This window comes from Embleya scabrispora DSM 41855, from assembly GCF_000372745.1.
Lineage (GTDB): Bacteria > Actinomycetota > Actinomycetes > Streptomycetales > Streptomycetaceae > Embleya > Embleya scabrispora.
In genome coordinates, this window is the sequence record NZ_KB889694.1 from 1 (window position 1) to 20,754 (window position 20,754).

A 20,754-nucleotide genomic window follows, 5' to 3' on the forward strand; every position below is an offset into this window, starting at 1 on the left:
ACCTGGATGATCTTCTGGATGCGGCGGACCTCGCACGCGTTGAAGGCGCAGCTCCAGGGTCGGTTGGACCAGGCGCTGGCGATGGGCACCGGCGCGCTGGTGCTGACCGCGTTCCTGTCGGTGGGCCGCGAGGGCCTGGAGACCGCGGTGATCGTGTGGGGCACCGCCCGCTCCACCGGCGAGAACACCGACCCGATGATCGGCGTCGCCCTCGGCCTGGCCACCGCCGTCGTCCTGGGCTACCTCTTCTACGCCGGCGCCGTCCGGATCAACCTGGCCAAATTCTTCCTGTGGACCGGCGCCGGCCTGGTCGTCGTCGCCGCCGGCGTACTCGCCTACGGCGTCCACGACCTCCAGGAGGCCGACTTCCTCCCGGGCCTGACCGACCGCGCCTTCGACATCAGCGACACCATCCCCCCGGACAGCTGGTACGGCACCCTGCTCAAGGGCATCCTCAACTTCCAACCCGACCCCACGGTCCTCCAGGTCACCGTCTGGCTGCTCTACCTCGTCCCGGTCATGGCCCTGTTCTTCCTGCTCCCCAAGGGCCGCACCAAGAACCCGGCGCCGGCGCCGCAAGAGACCGCGGCCACCAGCTGACCCACGGGCACAGTCGGTACACCCTTCGCCCGGTTCGGAACGCCACGGGCGAGGGCGCCGGACGCCGAGTGATCATTCGGGCGCACCGGCCGATATCCTCTGATCCGCTTCCGTCGGGGAGCGCGGCACGTACACAGGGGGCAACCGCATGGCGCAGCCGAGCAGCGACGAGGGCCTGTCCGGGCAGTCGCTCGACGAGGGCGGTGCGCGCACCGCGCGCTGGGCGTTCATCCGGACCGAGAGCGGCAGCGCGACCGTGCTGCTCGCCGCCACCCTGCTCGCCCTGGCCTGGGCGAACATCGGCGCCGACTCCTACGAGTCGCTCTGGCACACCCACCTGTCGGTGCGGCTCGGCGACTCCGGCGTGTCCCTGGATCTGCGCGAGTGGATCAACAGCGGTCTGATGACGCTGTTCTTCTTCGTGGTCGGCCTGGAGGCCCGGCGCGAGTTCGACATGGGCGAACTGCGCGAACGGCGCCGGTTGACCCTGCCGTTGCTGGCCGGCCTCAGCGGCATGGCGGTACCGGTGCTGATCTACCTGCTGATCAACGCGGGCGAATCCTCGATGCACGGCTGGGGCGCCGCGATGTCCACCGACACGGCCTTCGCCCTGGGCATGCTCGCGCTGCTCGGCAGCCGCTTCCCCAGACGCCTGCACACTTTCATCCTGACCGTCGCCGTGGTGGACGACTTCGTCGCCCTGGTGGTGATCGCGGTCGCCTACAGCGACCACATCGACGTGCCGGCGCTTCTGGTGGCACTGGCGATGCTGGTGGTGATCGTGCTGGTGCGCACCGCGAAGGTGCGGCGCGGCAGCGCGTACGGCGTACTCGGCGTGATCACCTGGGTGGCGGTGCTCAAGTCGGGCGTGGACCCGGTCGTGGTCGGCCTGGTGATGGGCCTGCTGACCATCGCCTACCCGGCGTCGCGGGCCGAATTGGAGCGGGCCACCGGACTGTTCCGCTCGTTCCGCGAGCAACCCACGCCGGAGCTGGAACGCACCGCCCGGCTGGGCATGGCGGCGGCCCTGTCGCCGAACGAGCGCCTGCAGCGGATGTACCACCCGTGGACCAGCTACGTGATCGTGCCGCTGTTCGCGCTGGCCAACGCCGGCATCACGCTCGACGCCGGGCTGATCTCCCGGGCCTTCACCTCGCCGGTGACGCTGGGCATCCTGCTCGGCTACGTGGTGGGCAAGCCGGTGGGCATCATCGGCACCGCGGCACTGACCACCCGGCTCAGTCGCGGTCGGCTGCGCCCGCCGGTCGGCTGGGGTGCCGTGGTCGGCGGCGGCGCGATCGCCGGGGTGGGCTTCACCGTGTCGCTGCTGATCGCGACGCTGGCCTTCGAGGGTGAGCGGCTGGACGAGGCCAAGGTGGGCGTACTCAGCGCCGTGGTCTGCTCGTTCGTGGTGACCTGGCTGGTCTCGGTGGTGATCGCCGCCATGCCGCGCCCGGCCCGCTCGCGGGCGCTGTTGGGCACCGCCCAGAGTCCGGTCGACCTGGCGGTGCCGGTGGATCCCGAGCGCGACCACATCCGTGGTCCGATCGACGCCCCGGTGACGCTGGTGGAGTACGGCGACTTCGAATGCCCCTACTGCGGTCTGGCCGAGCCGGTGGTCCGCGAACTGCTCGCCGACTTCGGCGACGTGCGCTACGTCTGGCGCCACCTACCGCTGCCGGACGTGCACCCCCGGGCCCGGCTGGCCGCGATCGCCGCCGAGGCAGCCGCCGAGCAGGGCGCGTTCTGGGAGATGCTCGACCATCTCCTGGAGAACCAGGAGGCACTCAAGCCCGGCGATCTGGTCGCCCACGCGCAGACGCTGGAGCTGGACGTGGAGGAGTTCCGGATCGCCCTGCGCGCCCATCGCGGCGCCGACCGGGTGGCGGAGGACGAGGAGTCGGCCGACCTGAGCGGGGTCTCCGGCACCCCGACGTTCTTCGTCAACGGCCGCCGACACCACGGCCCGTACGACATCGGCGGACTCACCGCCGCGGTGCACGCGGCCAAGGAACGCGCATTGATGGACCGCTGAGCGGTCCGACCGCGGATCGCCACCGGCGCGCGCCTCGCACCGAAGGGCGTCTGCCGGTGTGCCGACCGGCCCGGTGTCGTGATCGATCGGCCGGATCCGGGCACTCCCGCGGGTGTAGCTTCGTTGGCTCGGCAAGTTCCTTTGGCGCCTTGACGATTACACTGCGGGGTTCCTAGGGTGCGGTGAGTAGTCATCCCTTCGGAGAGGTTGGTCCGCGATGCTCGGTCAGTCCGTCTTATCCGATCGACGGTTCGTGTCATGACGGTGGGGCCCGACACACTCACGGCCCTGCTGAAGGGCAAGGACGTTCTTCCGGCGGCCTGGGAGTCGGTGTTCGGCATGGTGGCCCGCGAGGACTTCGTTCCCGCCCGGATCTGGCCGGACGACAGCGACGCCCCATTGGACCGCGATCGCGATCCGGAGGCATGGCGCCGAGCGGTCTACTCGGATCGGGCGCTGGTGACCCAGTGGGACGACGGCCGGCACACCGGCACCACCGCCGGGCGGCTGGCCACCTCGTCGGCGTCCACGCCGTCCACCCTCGCGGAGATGCTCTACGACCTGGACGCGGCGCCGGGCATGCGGGTGTTGGAGGTCGGCACCGGCACCGGCTACAGCGCCGGCCTGTTGGCCGCGCGCGGTTGCCGGGTGACCTCGATCGAGGTCGACCCGCAACTGGCCCACCGGGCACGGGAGAACCTGGCCGCCGCCGGATTCGGCGACCTCGTCGAGGTGATCACCGGCGACGGCACGCTCGGCCACCCGGCGGGCGGCCCGTACGAGCGGATCCAAGTCACCGCAGGTGTGCGGCGCGTGCCGCCGGCGTGGGTCGAACAGGCCGCGCCCGGCGCGGTGATCGTGCTCCCGTGGGGCACCGACTACGGCAGCGGCGACTGCGCGTTGCGCCTGGTCGTCGATCCGGATCGACGCACCGCGAGCGGGCCGTTCACGCTGGCCACCGCGTTCATGAAGCTGCGCGCGCACCACCCGCACTGGGGCCGCTACGGCGGCGCCGCGCTCCCCGAGGATTGGGCCGCCTACGCGCATCCGACCACCACCACGCTCGGCTACGACGACGTGGTGGGCGGCCCGTTCGACCCGGTGGCCCTGGTGTTGGGCCTGTGCGTGCCCGACTGCCTGGCCCGGCCGGTGTTGCACGGCGCGCTCGGCGGCACGTTGTGGCTCTACGGCGCCGATACCGGCATCGGCCACTCGATCGCCGCCGCCCACTTCGCCATCGGCGACCCGCCCACGATCCGCCAATCCGGCCCCCGCCGGTTGTGGGACGAGGTCGAGGCGACCTGGCACTGGTGGCATTGCCAGGGCCGGCCCACCATCCACGACTTCGGCCTCACCGTACGTCTCGCCGACGACGACACGGTCGAACAACAACCGTGGTACCGCACCCCCGACCATCCCCTCGTCGCCCCGGCCCACGAATGGTCACCGCCCACAGCCGGTTGACCGACCCGGCGTGCCCGGCGCCGGCGATCGGGACCTGCCGCGAGTCAGGTCCGCGGGAAGCCCGCGTCGGCGAACCAGGTCAGGGAGGCTTCCGCGATGTCGGGCCAACCATGGTCGACGATCAGCGAGTGACCCCGGTCGTCGAAACACCGATACTCGGTGGTGGCACGGGACTTGCCGTATTGCTTGAGGGTGGCGCGGGTCAGCACGTCGGGCATGGTGTGGTCGAGCTTCCCGGACAGGAGCAGGAGCGGTCCGCGAGACTGGTTCCCGGTGGCCACCTTCGCGGCCGAGTTCGGGGTGAAGTTGCCCAGCGCCAACTGAAAGAGCGGCCGGGCCGGACTGGGGATGGTCCACGCCGCGAACAGGTCCTCGGACTCCTTGAGGGAAATGACGTTGGCGAAGGCGTAGCGGAATTGCGCCTGATTCAGCGACACCGCGCGCCGGGTGTTGGCGGGGTTGCGCAGAAACGGGAACGTCGACTTCGCCTGGGCCGGACCGACCGCCTTGACCCCCTTGATCCGGCCGGGGCAGATCGCCACCGCCGCCGCGGCGAGCCCCTCGCCCAACAGTTGCTGGGCGATGAAGCCGCCGACGGAATGGCCGACCAGGACCGGCGGGGAGGGCAACTCCCGGATGACCCGGACGTGCGCTTCGGCGATCTCCGCGAGCCCGACGCCGCCCTGCTGCTCCGGTTGCCTGCGGGCCGCCAAAACCGTGGCGGGAACACCGGGCCACTCCGGCATCAGCGGTTCGTATCCCGCCTCGCGAAACCGCTCGGCCCAGGACCGCCAACTGGTCGAGTGCAGCCACAGGCCATGGATGAACAGGACGGGTGTGCGCTTGGTTGTCATGCGTCCCTCGCCTCGCTCGCGAATGGCTGGTGCCGGGGACAGCGGCGGAGACGACCTTCGTGGCAGGCGGCGGTGCGATCGACGTCGCGCTTTCCGCCGGTCGCGCGTGCGGCCGGGCCGCCCGAAGATCCTTTACCGCCACTGTGTCACCACCACCGCCCGAGCGCGCGCCGAAACCGGTCCCGCCGGGTGGGTGCGCACGGCCGCGCAGTATGGGGCACCCGCCCGGCCTGCGCCGAATCCCCCGTACTTGTCGGCCGGTTGCGGCGCACGCGGTGGCCGCGCGTGCGCCTCGGCCGGATGTGGTGGTGGCGGGCGACGGTCACCGGTGGGCTTCATGTAAGGTTTCTACAGATGTGTAGAAGTCCGGTTTCGGCGGATTCGACTCGCACGAGACCGCTCCCTCGCCTGCGGATCAGGGGTGGAACTGTGCCGAATGATCATCGAAAGCGGTCCACGGCCGACGGCCCGGAGACCCAGTGGGTGCAAGCTCCTCCGGAGGAGGAGATCCGTCGCGTCTACGAGCCGGTGGAAATCCGTAATCGCGACGGCAGCTGGGCCCTCGGGCGGATCAACGCCCGCTGGCACGGCGACCCCGGACAGGACTGGTGCCGACTGCGGATCGTGGGCAGCGACCGCCCGGCTCGCTGGGTCCCGTTCGATCCGGACGTGTTCGTCGAATTGCAGATCGACGGGACCTGAGCCCGCGCCGCCGGAACGGGTCGAGCGGCGTCGACTCGTATCGACTCGTCCGCAGTGCCGTTCGTAATACGAACTATTTATATTCGTAGCACGAACGACATTCATATGTGTCGCCCAATCGGGGGAGCATCATGGGCCGTACGGTCGCGGTCATCGGTGGAGGCCGCGGCGGCGCCGCGATCGCTGCGCGCCTGCGCGGCCGGATCGGGCGGACGACATGTGCTTTCCCTACGATCGGCCGCCTGGTCGAGGCCGGGTGACCCGCGAGCGCGCGGTCGCGGCGGAGGAGCCTTCGTCCAGTTCCATGAAGACCGCCGGCACCTCGTTGTCCAGCACCAGCCGGCCGAGGAGCTCGGCGAGTCGGGTCCGATCCGCGGCGCCGAGGCCGGCCGGCAACACCTCCACCCGGCGGCACGTCTCGGCGTAGAACTCCTCGGCGAGTTCGGTGCCCTCCTCGGTGAGCGCGATCCGGACCGCGCGTCGATCCCGCGGATCCGGCTCGCGCCGCACCAGGCCGCGCTGCACCGTTCGGTCCACCAACCCGGTGAGACTCGACTTCGCCAGGCCCAGCATCCGGCCCAACTCGCCCATGCCGTAGGGCTGTGGCATCAGCACGCAGAGCAATTGTCCCTGCTGCGGGGTGAGCCCGTATTCCCGGCCCGATTCGGCATACACCGCATTCACCAGGAATGCGGAGCGCACCAATGCCGTGACGACCCCCATCCGCTCACCCGTGGTTTTTCCCATTCACGCAGAATACGGCACCGCCCGCGCCCGACCGGCGGGCGCATCGTCTCGCGGAATGGTGAAAGCCGGCCCGGGGTCGACGCGGTGTGCGCGTCGACCCCGGGCCGCGGCGGCGGTCAGATGTTCACCGACCCTGGAGCGCCTTGACGTTGTTGCCGAAGGACCAGCTCTTGGATCCGTCCCAGTTCAGTGACCAGGTCATCAGGCCCTTGAGGCCGCCGTTGTAGCGGTTCCACGCCTGGGCGACCTGAGGCGGCGTCATGTAACCGCCGCCCGCGCCGGGTTGCGCGGGCAGCCCGGGGACCTGCTTGTCGAAGGGCACCTTGATCGTGGTGCCCTGCACGACCAGTCCGCGGTTGAGGCAGTCCGTCTGCGCGGTGAAGCCGGCGACGGTGCCGGCGGAGTACGAGTCGCCGGAGCAGCCGTACATGTTGCCGTTGTAGTACTGCATGTTCAGCCACCACAGCCGACCGTTGTCCACGTACTTCTTCACAATCGGCAGGTACGCGCCCCAGATCGAGCCGTACACCACGCTGCCGCCGGTGACGTAGGCCGTCTCGGGCGCCATGGTCAGGCCGAAGTTGCTCGGCATCCGGGCCAGGATGCCGTCGATGATGTGCACCAGGTTGGCCTGCGAGGTGGACAGCGTGTTGATGTTTCCGCCGCCGACCAGGCCGGTCTCGATGTCGATGTCGATGCCGTCGAAGTTGTAGGTCTTCAGGATCGGCACGATGGTCGCGATGAACCGGTCGGCGACGGTGCGGGAGTTGAGGTCGATGCCGGCCGCCGCCCCGCCGATGGACATCAGGATGGTGGCGCCGGCCTCCTTGGCCTGACACATCTCGGTCGGCGTCGCGACCTTGACGTTCGAGTCCATCCCGTCCTGCCACAGCGCGGTGCCGTCGCCGAGAATGACGGGGAAGGCGGCGTTGAGCACGTTGTAGCCGTGTGCGGCGATCCGCGAGTCGGTGATCGGGGTCCAGCCGAACGGCGGGTGCACACCGTTCACCGCACCGTCCCAGTTCTCCCAGTAGCCCTGGAGCACCTTGCCCGCGGGCTTCGACTTGACCGCGCAGGTGCTGCCCACCGGCGCGCTCGCGCTCTTCGCCGGGTGCGAAGTGCCGTTGGTGTCGGCGTTGTTCGGTGCGGCCGCGACCGACCCGGCAACGGTGAAGGCGACCGCGACCGCGGCCCCCAGAAGGCGTGACGTGCGACCCATCATGCTCGATTCCCTTTCGGCACTTCGAGCACGGCCGGGCACGGAAGGAACGTCCTGCGTGGCACGCCTACCTCCCGGGCGGGGACGGGCCCGGAGACTCACGTGGTGCGATTGCCACGACCGTAAAGTGGTCCAGACCTTACGGTCAATAGGTCTGGACCACTGGCAAAGTCCGGCAAATGCCGCCGCGCGGTCGGCGACGCTCTCAGGGGCAACGCGGCGGACTCGGGGCCTGGTAGATGCTCGCGATCCAGATCCCGAGCAGCGTGTCCACCGCGTCGGCCTCGGCCAGGGCGGGCTGTTCCGCCGCGAACGTCGCGTGCAGCACCCGCTCGTTCATCGCGATGAGCGCGATCGCCAAGTCACGCGCGGGCAGCCCGGTTGGCGCCGCGCCGCGCTCGCGCTCCGACTCGATCGCAGCGGCGGCCTGCCGTACCCACGTCTCCGTCACCCGGGCCCACAACGCGCGCACCTCCCGGTTGCCACCACGCGCCCGGGCCGCGGCCAGGGTCACCGCGCGGTGCATCCGGAAGGTCGCGAAGAAGGCGTCGATCGCCGTGCGCCAGTGGGCGGTTGGGTCCGCGGGCGCGCCTTCGGGGGGAGCCGACGAGGCGGCGTCGGCCTCGGCGACCANCCGGTCGATCAGGGTGAGCAGGACCGCCTCCTTGGAGGCGAAGTAGAAGTAGAACGTGGGCCGGGAGATGCCCGCCCCGCGTGCCAGGTCGTCGACGGAGATCTCGCTCAGGTCCCGCTCGCCGAGCAACCGCTCGGCGGTGGCCAGGATCGCCTGCTCCCGATCGTCGCCCGAGGGGCGCGACTCGCGCCGACCCCGACGCGGGCGGGTGGTCTCCTCGGCGGGGGTGTCGGTCACCCCCGAACACTACCGCCCATCGACGGAATCGACACTGTGTTGACTGTTTCGACTACACGTCGATACGGTGGCCCGGCCACCACCACCCGGTAGGCCCGTATCGAACGCGCCGTCCGATCCGGGGTGTCGTACACATCGCCCGGTCTCGGACGATCTTCACGCGTGCGATCGCGAAATGGGGACTGGTATGGCTGCGGAACACGTCGACGTCCTGATCGTCGGTGCCGGTCTCGCCGGCATCGGCGCCGCCTGCCACCTGCGGCAGCGCTCTCCGGGCAAGTCGGTGCTGATCCTGGAGGGCCGCGATGCGATCGGCGGGACCTGGGACCTGTTCCGCTATCCCGGCATCCGCTCGGACTCCGACATGCACACCCTGGGCTACGCCTTCCGACCGTGGACCGCCGCCGAGTCGATCGCCGAGGGCGCGGCGATCCGGGACTACATCCGAGACACCGCGCGCGAGCACGGCGTGGACCAGATGGTGCGCTTCGGCCATCGGGTCGTCGAGGCCGAGTGGTCCGGCGAGACGGCCCGCTGGACCGTCCGGGTGGTTCGTACGACCGGTGGCGCGGCCACGGCCCCGGGCGCCGAGCCCGGTGGCGGCGAGAGCGACGGCGACGCCGCGAGCGCGACCGAAAGCGCGGAACTGACCTGCTCGTTCCTGTTCGGGTGCACCGGCTACTTCCGCTACGACCAGGGCTATACACCCGAGTTCCCCGGCATCGAGAACTTCGCCGGCCCGGTGGTGCATCCGCAGGCGTGGCCCGAGGACCTGGACCACGCCGACCGTCGGGTGGTGGTGATCGGGAGCGGTGCGACCGCCGTCACCCTGGTCCCCGCGCTGGCCCGCACGGCCGCACACGTGACCATGCTCCAGCGCTCGCCCGGCTACGTGATGGCGTTGCCCGCGCGCGACGCGGTGGGCGCGCGGTTGCGCCGGGTGTTGCCGGACCGGGCCGCGTATTCGCTGATCCGGGCCAAGAACATCGGCATGGCCATGCTCGCCTTCCACGTCTCGCGCCGCGCGCCCACGCTGATGAAGTCGCTGCTGCGCAGGGGGGCGATCCGCCGACTGCCCGAAGGCTACGACGTGGACACCCACTTCGCGCCCCGCTACGACCCGTGGGACCAGCGCATGTGCTTCGTCCCCGACGGCGACCTGTTCGCCGCCCTGCACGGCGAGCGTGCCTCGGTCGTCACCGACACGATCGCCGGATTCACCGAGACCGGTGTGCGCCTGGAGTCCGGTGCCGAACTGCCCGCCGACATCGTGGTGTCCGCGACCGGACTGAACCTGCTCCTCCTCGGCGGCATGACGCTGCGCGTGGACGGGACCCCGATCGAAACCTCCGAGAGGGTGGCCTACAAGGGCATGATGCTCTCCGGCGTGCCCAACTTCGCGCTCGCCATCGGCTACACCAACGCCTCCTGGACGCTCAAGTGCGACCTGGTCGCCGAGTACGTATGCCGACTGCTGAACCACATGGACGCACACGACTACCAGGTCTGCATGCCGCAGGCGCCCTCGGCCGACGCGCCGCTGGAGCCGCTGATCGACCTCCGGTCCGGCTACGTGCGGCGCGGTGCCGCGTTGTTGCCCAAACAGGGGTCGACCACCCCCTGGCGGCTGCACCAGAACTATCCGCGCGACGTGCTGATGCTCCGACACGGATCCCTCCGGGATCGGGGGATGCGCTTCGGGCGCGGGTCGGGCCGGCGGCCCGCTCGGGTGCCGAGCGAAACTCACTGATCGCGGGATCGGTTCCTCTCCAGTTCCAGCCGGGGCAGCACCTTCGCCAGCGGTGCCGGCAGCCACCACGCGCGCGGGCCGAGCAGTTGCATGATCGCGGGCACGATCAGGCAGCGGATGATCACCGCGTCCACGAAGATGGCCACCGCCATACCCAACCCCAGTTGCTGAAGCGCGCGTTGCGGGCTGAGCAGGAAGGCGCTGAAGACCACGATCATGATCGCGCCCGCCGCGGTGATCACCGAGCCGGTGTGCGCGAGACCCTCGCGAACGGCCAGGGCGTGGTCGCGGGTGCGCCGCCACTCCTCGTGGATCCGGGAGACCAGGAAGATCTCGTAGTCCATGGAGAGCCCGAAGATCACCGCGAACACCACGACCGGCACCCACGGTTCGATCGGTCCGGCCTCGGCGCCGAGCATCCCGTGCTGAAAGACCAGTGACATCGCGCCGAGTGCGGCGCCGATGCTGAGCAGGTTCAACACCGCGGCCTTGAGCGGGATCAGCACCGAGCGGAAGACCATCATCAACAACACGATGGCCACCCCGACCACGATCACGATGAACAACGGCATGCGGTCGGCGACCTTGGCGGAGTAGTCCTCGGCCGCGGCGGTGGCACCGCCGACCAGATACCGGGCGTCGGTGGTCGCGGCCACCGACGGCAGCACGTGCTCGCGCAGTTCGGTGACCAGTTCGGAGGTGTCCCGGTCCTGCGGCGAGGAGGTCGGGAACACGATCACGGTGGCGATCGCCGCATCGCCCGTGGCCGTCGGTCCGACGACCGCGCTCACCCCCGGCGTCTCGCGCAAGGCGGCGGTGACCGCGGCGCCGGCCTCGCGGGCACCGCCCTTGCCGCCATCCACCACCACGATCAGCGGCCCGTTGAAGCCCGCGCCGAATCCGCCGGCCAACAGGTCGTACGCCTTGCGACTGGTGGTGTCGGCGGGCTCGTTGCCCGCGTCCGAGAAGCCGAGCCGCAGGCTGAGTGTGGGTACCGACAGGGCGCCCAGCGCGAGCACCGCGATCAACAGCGCGACCAGCGGACGGCGCTGCGCCGCGGTGCCGACCTTGCGCCACACGGTGCCCTCGGGGGCCTTGCCCCGCTCGGCGCGCTTGACCGCCCGGGCCACGAACTGGCGGGCGAAGCGCTTGCCGAACACGGCCAGCAGCGCGGGCAGCAGGGTGAGCGAGGCGACCATGGTGCCCAGCACGGTCAACGCCACCGCCAGCGCCATGCCCTGCAGTGACCCCAGACCGAGGGCGACCAGCCCGAGCAGCGCCGCGATCACCGTACAGCCGGCAAAGAACACCGAACGGCCGGCCGCGTCCAATGCGATGGTGCCGGCCCGCTCCGGCTCGGTGCCACGCACGAGTTCGCTGCGGAACCGGGCGAAGATCAGCAGCGCGTAGTCGATACCCACGCCCAGACCGACCAGGATCATCACGAACGGCACCCAGCTCGCGATGGTGAACACCTGGGAGGCGGCCACCACGACGGCCATCGAGGAGCCGACCGCGAACAGCGCGGTGATGATCGGCAGTCCGGCCGCGATCAGGGTGCCGAACAGGAAGACCAGGATGACCAGCGCGGCCACGATGCCCACGCCCTCGGCGCCACCGCCCTCGCCCTGGGTCATCGTCCGGGCCGCCTCGCCACCCAACTCGACGTGGAGGCCAGCGTGTTGCGCCCGGCGCGCGGTGTCGTAGATGTGCCGGGTCTGCGCGGTGGTCATCTCCTCCGAGGTGCCGGACAACACCACCGTGGCGTAGCCGATGCGTCCGTTCGGTGCGATCGCGGACGGGTCCTCGTACAGGCTTCGTACCTGGGCGACTCCGGGCAGGCCGGACACCTGGGCGAGCATCGCCTCCACCCGCTGTCGGGTCGGCTCGCCGCGCAGCCCGCCGTCGTCGCGCAGCACGATCTGCAACGTGTCGCCGGCCTCGGCCGACGCGTGCTTCGCCAACAGGTCCGTGGCTCGTTGCGACTCGGCACCCGGGATGGAGTAGTCCTCGTGGTAGTCGTCGCCGACCGCCGAGGCCACCCCCCAGGTGCTGATCAGTACGGCCAGCCACAGGCCCAGCACGAGCCATTTGCGCCGATGCGCGAAGCCGGCCAGTCGGGCGAACGCGCCCACCCGGTCGGCGCTGCGCGGAACTTCCTCGATGAACGTCATGGATCTTCTTCCGGCTCGCGGACGTTGCCGAAGGGCACGGGCATCGTGGATATGACGCATCCCGACGCTCCGATGTGACCGATCGACGAACGAGCCCCGTGCCGAGGCCACCGATCCGACGCCGACGGCCGCCGCCGGCCGCGCTCTCCCGCGCCGGGTCAGGCCCGCGCGGCGACCTCACGCAGGTAGGCGTCCGTCCGGTCCGGTTCGTACAGGAAGTTCTCGAAGTCGGCCGGAGTGTCGATGGCTCGGGCCATCCGGTCGGCGACCTCCCGGTACTCGTTGCCCGCCGCGAGCAACCGCACCACGTGCTCGGGCGGCGGCGCGAGCAGCGCGGTGGTGAACTTCACCGAATGCCGGGCGTACGCCCAGAACCGCTCGAAGGTGTCCCGCATCCAGTCCCCATCGAACGGCTTGTCACCGTGCTCGACGATCGCGGCCAGATACACCGCCGCCGCGCGGGCCGCGCTGTTCGCGCCCTGGCCGGTGATCGGGTCGTTCGCCACCACTACGTCCGCGATGCCCAACGCGAGCCCACCCGAGGGCAGTTCCGCCACCGGTCGACGCACCACGGGGGTGAACGCGCCGCTGAGCACGCCCAGCGCGTCGGTCAACTCGGCCGCCCGGGTGCGCTCGTAGTCCCAGGGCGCGTGGGTGCGGACCAACTCCAGTGTCGACGCCCAGTGTTCCTGCGGATCCCGAATGCCGGTGAAGCGGTCGAACGGCCCACCCGGGATCGCCTCGACCAGGATGATCTCGCACGGCCCGGACAGGGTGAGGCCGGGCAGGTAGTACAGCTCGCCCAGGCCGGGAATCACGTTCAAGTGGACCGCCTGCCGGCCGACTTCCGGGCGGGGCGTGACGCCGTGCACGTAGGACACGGCCAGGTGCCGCTGCGGCACGGTGTGCACCGAGCGCTCGTGGTCGCGGTCGAACATGGCGACCAGTTCGCCCTTGCCGGCCGCGACGACGACCAGGTCGTAGTGCCGGCTGTACCAGTCGATGTCGCCGACCGAGACCGGATGCAGCACCAGGTGTCCGCCGCGACGCGCGAACAGCTCCAGCCACGTGGACATCTTCACCCGCTGGTCGACCGACTCGGATCCGCCCATGTCGCCGAGCCAGTCGACGAACGGCACACCGTCCGGCCCGGGAATGGTGAACCCGGTGTAGGCGAGCTTGGGCACCTGGTCGTCCCACAGGTCCAAGCCCTGGGCGGCCTCCAGGGCCAGTTGCGAGGGGAACATCATCTGCGTCGAGCTGACCCGGCCGGCTCGGATCTCCTCCGGGGTGCGCTCGGTCATCACGGTGACGTCGTAGCCGCGGTCCTGAAGCCCCAACGCGAGCTGAAGCCCGGAGTGGCCGGCACCGACGATGAGGATCCTGCGCACGGATGACGCTCCTTCCGGTTCACGGTCGAATGCATGCTATGACCACGCATCCTGCCGATCGCCGGGCACCCTCGATATCTGCGCGGCCGGTGGGGCGCGATCGACCTTTCGGGGTTCGACGTTGGGCCCGATTTCGCCGTGCCGGAGCGGGTACGGGCACTCGGTTCTCGCGACACGGGCTCCGGCTCGGCCACGGGCACGGGCACGGCGATAACACGCGCATTCTTCCTCGAAGACCGCGTCGTGGTGGGGAAGTCGACCGCGCGTACACCGGATCCCGCCACCCGAAGAGCCATACGGGATCAGGCCCGGTCGGTGGTGCCGGTGCGCTTTCTGCGGCCCGGCCGGCCGATCGTCGCCCGGTGGGGCAGGCCGGGCCTGCTCGTTGTGGACCACGCCGGCCGTCCGGATCGGGTCGCACGGCCGAACGGAGTACCGATCCTGCGACTGCGGCCGACTTGACGCTCCCCGCCGGCACCCATCTGGCCGGCCCGGTACTCGCCCGCGTGCGACATCGTCCTCACCGACCGCGGCGGGCGCCTGCGTCTCGCCGCGCTGCCCAGCGCCCCAGTCGTGGCGCTGCATCCCGAGTCGTTACGAGCCGGCACACGCCGTGAACGCGAGGGCATAGCACAGGACATCCTCACCGATCGCCGCCGAGACTGCGGGAATTCCGGTATTCGCGGCGGCTTGGCGCCACGCCGCACCCATGATGGCACCGCCCACCGAGGCACCGGCTCCCACGAGGGCCGCCACCGTTACCGCGCCGCGCGTACGGCGTGCCAACACCGCGGCGGCCGTCGCTCCCAGAAGGACACGCGGAGCCAGGCCCGGCAGGCTCAGCCGCGACGGGACGTCGGAGTGCTTGTCCGCGACAAGCTCGCCGATCGCGGCCGAGCCGACCGCGAGCCGCGACAGCGCGCCCGCGTCGCGCGCGGTCAAGCGAACGGCCGTGATTCCCGCCTGACTTCGGCCGCCGCTTGCCGCGCCCACCAGGAAGGCCCGTACCAGGGCGGTCACTTGGGGTCCATCGTCGCGAGTGCCGTGTACGTCGTGAAGCCGTACGCGATGTGTGGCACGATGTCGGCGACCCAGTCGGTCGTCGACCACGTACGCGGGTCCGACACCCGCAGCCCGGCCATCGGGCCGTTGGCGGCGATCATCGCGGTGGCGCCCACGAGCAGCGAACCCGCCCAGATCGGCGGTCGCAGGCCGATGCCGCGCAGCAGGCCGAAGGCGGCTCCGACGCCTACGCCGGTCACGATGCCCGAAAGCGCGCCGAGCCCGGTCAGCCGGTTCGCGCGTGTGTCGCAGTCGCCCTCGATGGGGTGTCCGACTCGGCGCGCGATGGTGGCGACCGTGCGTTGGGGCGTCTGACTGGCCGGGCGCGCCCGACCGGCCATGTCGGCGTAGGTGACCGCATCGAGGGCGGTGGTGCCGGCCGCACCCGCGGCGGCACCCCGCAGGATCCCTGAAAACATGTCCCCCCAGTTGCCCGTGCGGCGCGATCGCAAACCGTCCTCGGGGACCGTCGGTACGAAACGAAGCCTCGGCGCCGGGCCGGGCCGACCGGCGGCGGCGCCGAGTCCGTCAATCCCGCGGCACCGCTCCGGGAGGGATGTCCCCTGGCAGCAACGGCCGCATGAACGTGCGCTCATAACGCACGACACAACCGCTCTCGTCACGGATACGGTCCGCTGCCACGAAGTCCGGATCCACGCCGAACAGGTCGCGGTACTGCTCGTAGGCGGCCAGGCTTGGGAAGCTGAACAGGGCCAGGGCCCGGTCGCTCGCTCCCTCGGCAGGCAGGAAGTAGCCATGGTGGATCCCACCGTGGCGACCGACCAGTTCCATCCAACAACGCCCGAACCGTTCGAACGCCTCGATCTCGGCGGGATCGATCGTGTAGTCGACGACGCAAGTGATCACCGAACATCTCTCCCCCAGAGGCGTTTCCGGCACGGATCGTCAGCGACACGGTGTGGCGACGACGCGGACGGTTCCGACGCCGTCTCGGTGCGGCCGGCGAGGGAGCGGCCAAGCCGATGCGCGGCGGTGGGCGCGGGCGAGCAGCCGGGGTGGGCAGTTCGAACGTGTAGTCGGCACCCGCGACGGCAGGCAGGCCCGACGGTACTTCGACGCATCGTGCGCGTGCGGCGGTCACCGGCGGCCTCCCTTCGATGACGATCGGCCGGGGGCGATCCCACCCGGGCCGTGCGCTGCCGATTCCACCGCCGGACCCCTCGCGTCGCCGGGCGGGGCGGGGTGCGGCAGGCGGAGGCGGCCGGCCGGTCAATGCGATGTGGCCGGCAGCCGGTAGGAGCGACTGGCCCGGCGGTCGGCGACCCGGACCAGGGCCTCCAGGAAGGCGAGCCGGAAGGGCCCCATGCCCGGAGCGTCGCGCAGCCGCAACACCCGCTCGGTCCAGGCCGCCGACCGGCCTGCGGCCCCGGCCGACGGACCGCTCGCGGCACCCGGTCGGGCACCGTCACCGGCCCGTGGACCGGACTCGGCCCGGAAGCCGTCCCCGGCGTCGGCGAAGAGCACCGTCGGATCCAGCACGATCGCGGGCACCCACCGGTCACCGGGCAACTCGACGGGGCCGAACCGGTCACCGGCCTCGACGCCGAGCACGCGCGGCACGGTGCGCTCGACCTCGTCCGGCATCGGCCGCACCGACACCCGGACCTTCCCGTGGTGGGCGGCGACCAGGTAGGTGATCAGTTCGGCATCGGCCGCGTCGTTCAGCAGATGCACGTCCGGGTGCAGAAGGGCGAGTGCGGAGACCAGTTCGTGGCGGAAATGTGCTCGCGAGTGGCGCCCCCCGTCGTGGCCCGACTTCGCCCATGGGCCCGGGCCCGGTGGTTCGGCGCCGGGTGGGCAGTCGTCGCACAACATCGCCTGGAACGCGTCGTGCGCCTTGCCCAGGTCGTGGTACCGACCGGCGACGGCCGCCGATTCGACCAGGTGCCCGGGGATCACGAAGCCGGTCTCGACCAACTCCTGTGCCACCACCCGCACATCACGCTCGACGTCGGCCAGGTGCCGGGGCAGGTCGATCCAGCGCTGCGCGCACGGCATCGCCGGTTCCTCGGCCGCGCTCGGCGCGTCGTCGAGCGGCACGACCGGCACCGGACCGGGATGGCGCAGTCCCCAGCCCGAAGCCACGTCGTAGCAACCGGCCGTGGCGTCGGCCAGTACCACCGCGCCCGGCCGCAGGTCGTCCGCGGTCAGCGGCCGCCATCCGCCGGCCCGATCGAAGGTCCACCACCGGTCCGGCTGCCGGGCCGCCGCGACGGCCACCTCGATCGCCGGCGCCGGGCACATCTCCACCCGGCAAGGGTACGGTTCGCGTTCCCCGGGACGGCCGTTCGGCCAGTGCCGCCAGGTCACCGCGACGTGCGGATCGCCGTCGTCGCGGACCCATCGGGCCACCTCGTCGGCGCCCTCGACCGGGTCGGACTCGGCGCCCGGCAGCGTGTCGAACAGCCGCAGCAGGTCCGCGCGGCGCAGTACGTGCCGCACCGGGGTGTCCGCGCCCATCGGCGTCCGCGCCAACCGGGTGCCGGTCACCGCGCACCCCTCCAGGCCGATCAAGGCCCGTGCCGTGCGGCGCAGTTCCGGCTCCGAGTAGGGCGCGTGGTGCGTCCCGGTGGACCCGTCCGTCGGTGGCCACATCCACAGCAGGCGCGCGTCCGGCTCCCGGCCGTCCCGGTTGCATCGCCCGGCCCGCTGCACCAGGGCGGGCCACGAGGCCAGCTCGGTGAGCAGCACCCGCGCGCTGATGTCGACGCCGGCCTCCACGACCTGGGTGGCCACCACGATCTGTCCGGCCGCGGCCGGCTCCCGGGTCGATCGCTCGACCAATGCGGCGCGTTCGGCCGGGCGAAGCAGCGCGTGCAGGCCGAGCAGTTCCGGTGCGGCCGCCCGTCCGACCACGATCCGTTCGAGCGATGCCCGCACGGCACAGGCCCGTTCGTCCGTGTTCACGATCGCGAGAGTGCGCGTCCCGGGACGGTGTCGGCGGAGCAATTCGGCCGCCACCGCCGCCGGGTAGGACTCGGCGTCGGTGGGCATGGCGGCGAACTCGACGGTTCGCGCCGCGTCCAGGTGTCGGGCCAACTCGGCGCCGATCGGCAGGTCGAGCGCGTTCACCACGCGAGCGACCGTCGGATGGTCCGGGGTGCCCAGTCGGGTGGGATCGGCGAGCGCCGACATCCACATTGTCGCCGAGCCGCCGACTGTCCCCAACTCGTCGCGCAGACCCTGTAGTTGCGCTGAGGTCTCCAGCCCCGGGCCCATCAGGTGCGGCTCGTCGAAGACGAACTGGGATCCGGCGTGCAGCAGTCCGAAGGAAAGCGGCCAGGACGCCCGCCCCTCACCGTAGCCGCGCATCAGCAACCGGGACAACACCACGTCCTGCGTGCCGACGAAGACGGCCGGGCGGGCGGGCCGCACCTGCCAGTCGTCGGCCTCGCGTTCGGCTCCGGCGGACAACACGTGCACGTCGACGTCGGCGCCGTGACCGAGTCGCTCGATCCACTCGACGACGAGGCGATGGGTGTGCTCGGTCGACGAACGCAGCGGCAGCGCGTAGACCAGCCGGCCGGGGGTGGCCCGGCGCACCGCGCGTTTGGGATGCGCCAACCGCCGCCACAACCAGGGCAGTACGGCCGCGACCGTCTTCCCGCAACCGGTCGGCGCGCACAACACCTGCGGCAACTCGTCCCGGGCCAGCGTCTCCTGGTACGCGTACGGCGGCGATCCCGTCGCCGTACGCACGAACTCGACGAAAGAACGCTCGGCCATCCGGTACCCCCGCACCCCGACGCCCGGCACGCAGCCGGACACCGAGCATCCTGCCGGCCCGTGCCGACATCGGTGGGCACATCCCCTGATCCGACCGCCGGGGATGCGGTCCGTGCCTCCTGTCGGCCGGTGGCCGTCGCCGGCCGGCGACACCCGGTGATCGGGGCGGTTCCGGTCGGCGCGCTCGCGGGCGCTCGGCGGTGCTCACGCGGCCCTCGGCGCGCTCCCCGGGCCGCTCGGCGCGCGCTCGTGCGGCCCGACGCGGCGTCCGCCGGCCTCGTCGGGAGCGTCGCCTATGGTGGGACGCATGGAGAGTCCGCCGGAGCACATATCCGAGAACGTCAACCCGTTGCGCGTGCTTTCGCTCGACGTGCTGCGGCAACGCACCAGCGAGAAGTGGCGGGCCTACCCGGAGGACGTGCTCCCGGTGTGGGTCGCCGAGATGGACGTCCCGTTGGCCGAGCCGGTCGCCCGGGCGATCATCGACGCGGTCCGCCTGGGCGACACCGGCTACGCGTCGGGCACCGGCTACGCCCGGGCCCTGTCCGACTTCGCGGCCAAGCGCTGGGACTGGCGCACCCTCGCTGTGGAGCGCACCGCGATCGTGCCGGACGTGATGCTCGGCGTGGTCGAGATGCTCAAGCTGGTCACCGACCCCGGCGGTCGGGTGATCGTGAACTCGCCGGTCTATCCGCCGTTCTTCATGTTCGTCACGCACATGGACCGGCAGGTCGTCGAGGCCCCGCTCGGCACGGATCACCGGATCGATTTCGAGGTCCTGGAGGCGGCGTTCCGTGCCGCGACCGCGACCGGCGAACGGGTCGCCTACCTGCTCTGCAACCCGCACAACCCGACCGGCACGGTGCACACCGAGGCCGAGCTGACCACCGTGGCCGCGCTGGCCACCGAATACGGGGTGCGCGTGGTGGTGGACGAGATCCACGCGCCGCTCGCCCCACCGGACGTGTTCGTTCCCTACCTGCGCGTGCCCGGCGCCGAGAGCGGCCTGTCGCTGATGTCCGCGTCCAAGGGCTGGAACCTTGCCGGCCTCAAGGCCGCGCTCGCCGTGGCCGGCCCGGCCGCCGCCGACGACCTGGCCCGGCTGCCCGTGGAGGTGGCCGACGGTCCCAGCCACGTCGGGGTGATCGCGCACACCGCCGCCCTGCGCGACGGCGTGGCCTGGCTCGACGCGCTCCTGGCCGGGCTCGCCGACAACCGGCTGCTGCTGGCCCGACTGCTCGCCGAGCAGTTGCCCGGGGTGCGTTACACCCCGGCCGAGAGCACCTATCTGGCCTGGCTGGACTGCCGCGAGCTGGGCCTGGGCGACAGCCCGGCGACACACTTCCTGGAGCGGGGTCGGGTCGCGCTCACCTGCGGTACCGGCTTCGGCACCGGCGGTGCGGGACACGCCCGGTTCAATCTGGCCACGCATCCCGACATCGTCACCGAAGCGGTCCGCCGGATGGCCGCCTCGATCTGATCCGCGCTCGATCGTCGCGCGAGCGGCCGACCGACCGACGGCTCGACCGCCGCTGCCGAGGCGGCGCGCCGTCGGTGCGCGGGCCGCGCCGTCACTGCGGTGGGTGCCGCCGGGCCGCGTACTCCAGGGCGTGCAGGAGGTGGACGGCGGACGCATCGGTGTGGTCGTGGCGCAGCGCCCACAGCGCGACCTCGGTGGGGAACTGCACGTCGGCGAAGGCGATCACGACCACGCTGCCATCCAGGAACAGTCGGCTGCGTGCGCTGCCAAGGTCGATCCAGGTCTCGGCGACCGCGAGTGCGGCGGCCTCGTCCGCGCACGGCAGACACGCGAAGCGGCCGTCGAGCAGGCCGGCGGGCAGGATCGACGCGGCGCGGCGGACCTGGGCGAGGTGCATGTCGAAGGCGCGCCGGTGCTCGTGCGCGGGCCACGGCAGGCGGGAGCGCCACAGCAGGCACGTACACCACGCGAGCACCGGGGCGGTGTCCGGTTCGGCATCGGGGTCGGGCTCGGCGTCGGGGTGCCCGGCCCGGTCGGGGTGCGGCTCGGTGCGCAGCTCGTGTCCGGCCCGGATCCGCGCCTCCACCGCGTCGGAGTCCGCCGGCCGATTGGGTTCTTCCTCGCTCAACGTCCGCTTCCGTTCTCGATGATCCGCCCA

General features: G+C 71.4%; 17 protein-coding genes. 6 read left to right on the forward strand and 11 right to left on the reverse strand.

Translation table 11 applies throughout. The features are described 5' to 3' along the window. The 3 genes from A3IC_RS58525 to A3IC_RS58530 all read left to right on the forward strand — a co-directional run. A partial coding sequence (locus A3IC_RS58525) for an FTR1 family iron permease (protein ID WP_020554994.1) occupies positions 1 to 600 on the forward strand: 600 nt, incomplete at its 5' end. A 148-nt stretch (positions 601 to 748) separates the two neighbouring features. After that, positions 749 to 2,635 (forward strand): Na+/H+ antiporter NhaA, encoded by a 1,887-nt coding sequence (gene nhaA, locus A3IC_RS0136315; protein WP_020554995.1) that lies wholly within the window; start codon positions 749 to 751, stop codon positions 2,633 to 2,635. A 258-nt stretch (positions 2,636 to 2,893) separates the two neighbouring features. Beyond that, positions 2,894 to 4,099, forward strand: a complete 1,206-nt coding sequence (locus A3IC_RS58530; protein WP_020554996.1) for a methyltransferase domain-containing protein — start codon at positions 2,894 to 2,896, stop codon at positions 4,097 to 4,099. A 44-nt stretch (positions 4,100 to 4,143) separates the two neighbouring features. Here the strand turns inward: A3IC_RS58530 and A3IC_RS0136325 are convergent, their stop codons facing one another. After that, complete coding sequence (locus A3IC_RS0136325; protein ID WP_020554997.1) at positions 4,144 to 4,953, reverse strand: alpha/beta hydrolase; 810 nt, start codon at positions 4,951 to 4,953, stop codon at positions 4,144 to 4,146. A 483-nt stretch (positions 4,954 to 5,436) separates the two neighbouring features. On the opposite strand from A3IC_RS0136325, the gene A3IC_RS0136330 reads away from it, so the two are divergent. Further along, a complete protein-coding gene (locus A3IC_RS0136330) occupies positions 5,437 to 5,655 on the forward strand; it encodes a hypothetical protein (protein WP_158696223.1) in 219 nt (72 codons plus the stop codon). Between the two features lie 228 nt (positions 5,656 to 5,883). On the opposite strand, the gene A3IC_RS0136335 is transcribed toward A3IC_RS0136330, so the two are convergent. The 3 genes from A3IC_RS0136335 to A3IC_RS0136345 form a co-directional block, all read right to left on the reverse strand. Then, positions 5,884 to 6,378: a MarR family winged helix-turn-helix transcriptional regulator gene (locus A3IC_RS0136335; protein WP_020554999.1), complete on the reverse strand. Its 495-nt coding sequence runs from the start codon at positions 6,376 to 6,378 to the stop codon at positions 5,884 to 5,886. Positions 6,379 to 6,526: 148 nt separating this feature from the next. Then, positions 6,527 to 7,621: a chitinase gene (locus A3IC_RS0136340; protein WP_026219142.1), complete on the reverse strand. Its 1,095-nt coding sequence runs from the start codon at positions 7,619 to 7,621 to the stop codon at positions 6,527 to 6,529. Positions 7,622 to 7,826: 205 nt separating this feature from the next. Beyond that, positions 7,827 to 8,492 carry a TetR/AcrR family transcriptional regulator gene (locus A3IC_RS0136345; protein WP_020555001.1) on the reverse strand — a complete coding sequence of 222 codons (666 nt, stop codon included), beginning with the start codon at positions 8,490 to 8,492 and terminating at the stop codon, positions 7,827 to 7,829. Positions 8,493 to 8,679: 187 nt separating this feature from the next. On the opposite strand from A3IC_RS0136345, the gene A3IC_RS0136350 reads away from it, so the two are divergent. Next, on the forward strand, positions 8,680 to 10,242 hold the full coding sequence (locus tag A3IC_RS0136350; protein WP_020555002.1) for a flavin-containing monooxygenase: 1,563 nt from the start codon (positions 8,680 to 8,682) through the stop codon (positions 10,240 to 10,242). On the opposite strand, the gene A3IC_RS0136355 is transcribed toward A3IC_RS0136350, so the two are convergent. From A3IC_RS0136355 to cas3g, 6 genes are all read right to left on the reverse strand, one after another. Next, positions 10,236 to 12,416 (reverse strand): MMPL family transporter, encoded by a 2,181-nt coding sequence (locus A3IC_RS0136355; protein ID WP_020555003.1) that lies wholly within the window; start codon positions 12,414 to 12,416, stop codon positions 10,236 to 10,238. The two genes, A3IC_RS0136350 and A3IC_RS0136355, sit on opposite strands and share 7 nt — an antisense overlap. 158 nt (positions 12,417 to 12,574) lie before the next feature. Continuing rightward, positions 12,575 to 13,807 (reverse strand): styrene monooxygenase/indole monooxygenase family protein, encoded by a 1,233-nt coding sequence (locus tag A3IC_RS0136360; protein WP_020555004.1) that lies wholly within the window; start codon positions 13,805 to 13,807, stop codon positions 12,575 to 12,577. 594 nt (positions 13,808 to 14,401) lie between these two features. Continuing rightward, positions 14,402 to 14,827, reverse strand: a complete 426-nt coding sequence (locus A3IC_RS58535; RefSeq protein WP_020555006.1) for a hypothetical protein — start codon at positions 14,825 to 14,827, stop codon at positions 14,402 to 14,404. After that, on the reverse strand, positions 14,824 to 15,288 hold the full coding sequence (locus A3IC_RS0136375; RefSeq protein ID WP_026219144.1) for a hypothetical protein: 465 nt from the start codon (positions 15,286 to 15,288) through the stop codon (positions 14,824 to 14,826). Before A3IC_RS0136375 ends, A3IC_RS58535 begins: the two co-directional genes overlap by 4 nt. Before the next feature lie 109 nt (positions 15,289 to 15,397). After that, positions 15,398 to 15,736, reverse strand: a complete 339-nt coding sequence (locus A3IC_RS0136380) for an NIPSNAP family protein (protein ID WP_020555008.1) — start codon at positions 15,734 to 15,736, stop codon at positions 15,398 to 15,400. A 363-nt stretch (positions 15,737 to 16,099) separates the two neighbouring features. Then, a complete protein-coding gene (gene cas3g, locus A3IC_RS0136385; protein WP_158696224.1) occupies positions 16,100 to 18,616 on the reverse strand; it encodes a type I-G CRISPR-associated helicase/endonuclease Cas3g in 2,517 nt (838 codons plus the stop codon). 307 nt (positions 18,617 to 18,923) lie between these two features. On the opposite strand from cas3g, the gene A3IC_RS0136390 reads away from it, so the two are divergent. Next, positions 18,924 to 20,096: a MalY/PatB family protein gene (locus tag A3IC_RS0136390; protein ID WP_020555010.1), complete on the forward strand. Its 1,173-nt coding sequence runs from the start codon at positions 18,924 to 18,926 to the stop codon at positions 20,094 to 20,096. Between the two features lie 91 nt (positions 20,097 to 20,187). Here A3IC_RS0136390 and A3IC_RS0136395 read toward each other — a convergent pair whose 3' ends face one another. Continuing rightward, positions 20,188 to 20,724, reverse strand: coding sequence for a hypothetical protein (locus tag A3IC_RS0136395; protein WP_020555011.1), 537 nt, complete (start codon positions 20,722 to 20,724; stop codon positions 20,188 to 20,190). Between the last annotated feature and the right edge of the window lie 30 nt (positions 20,725 to 20,754).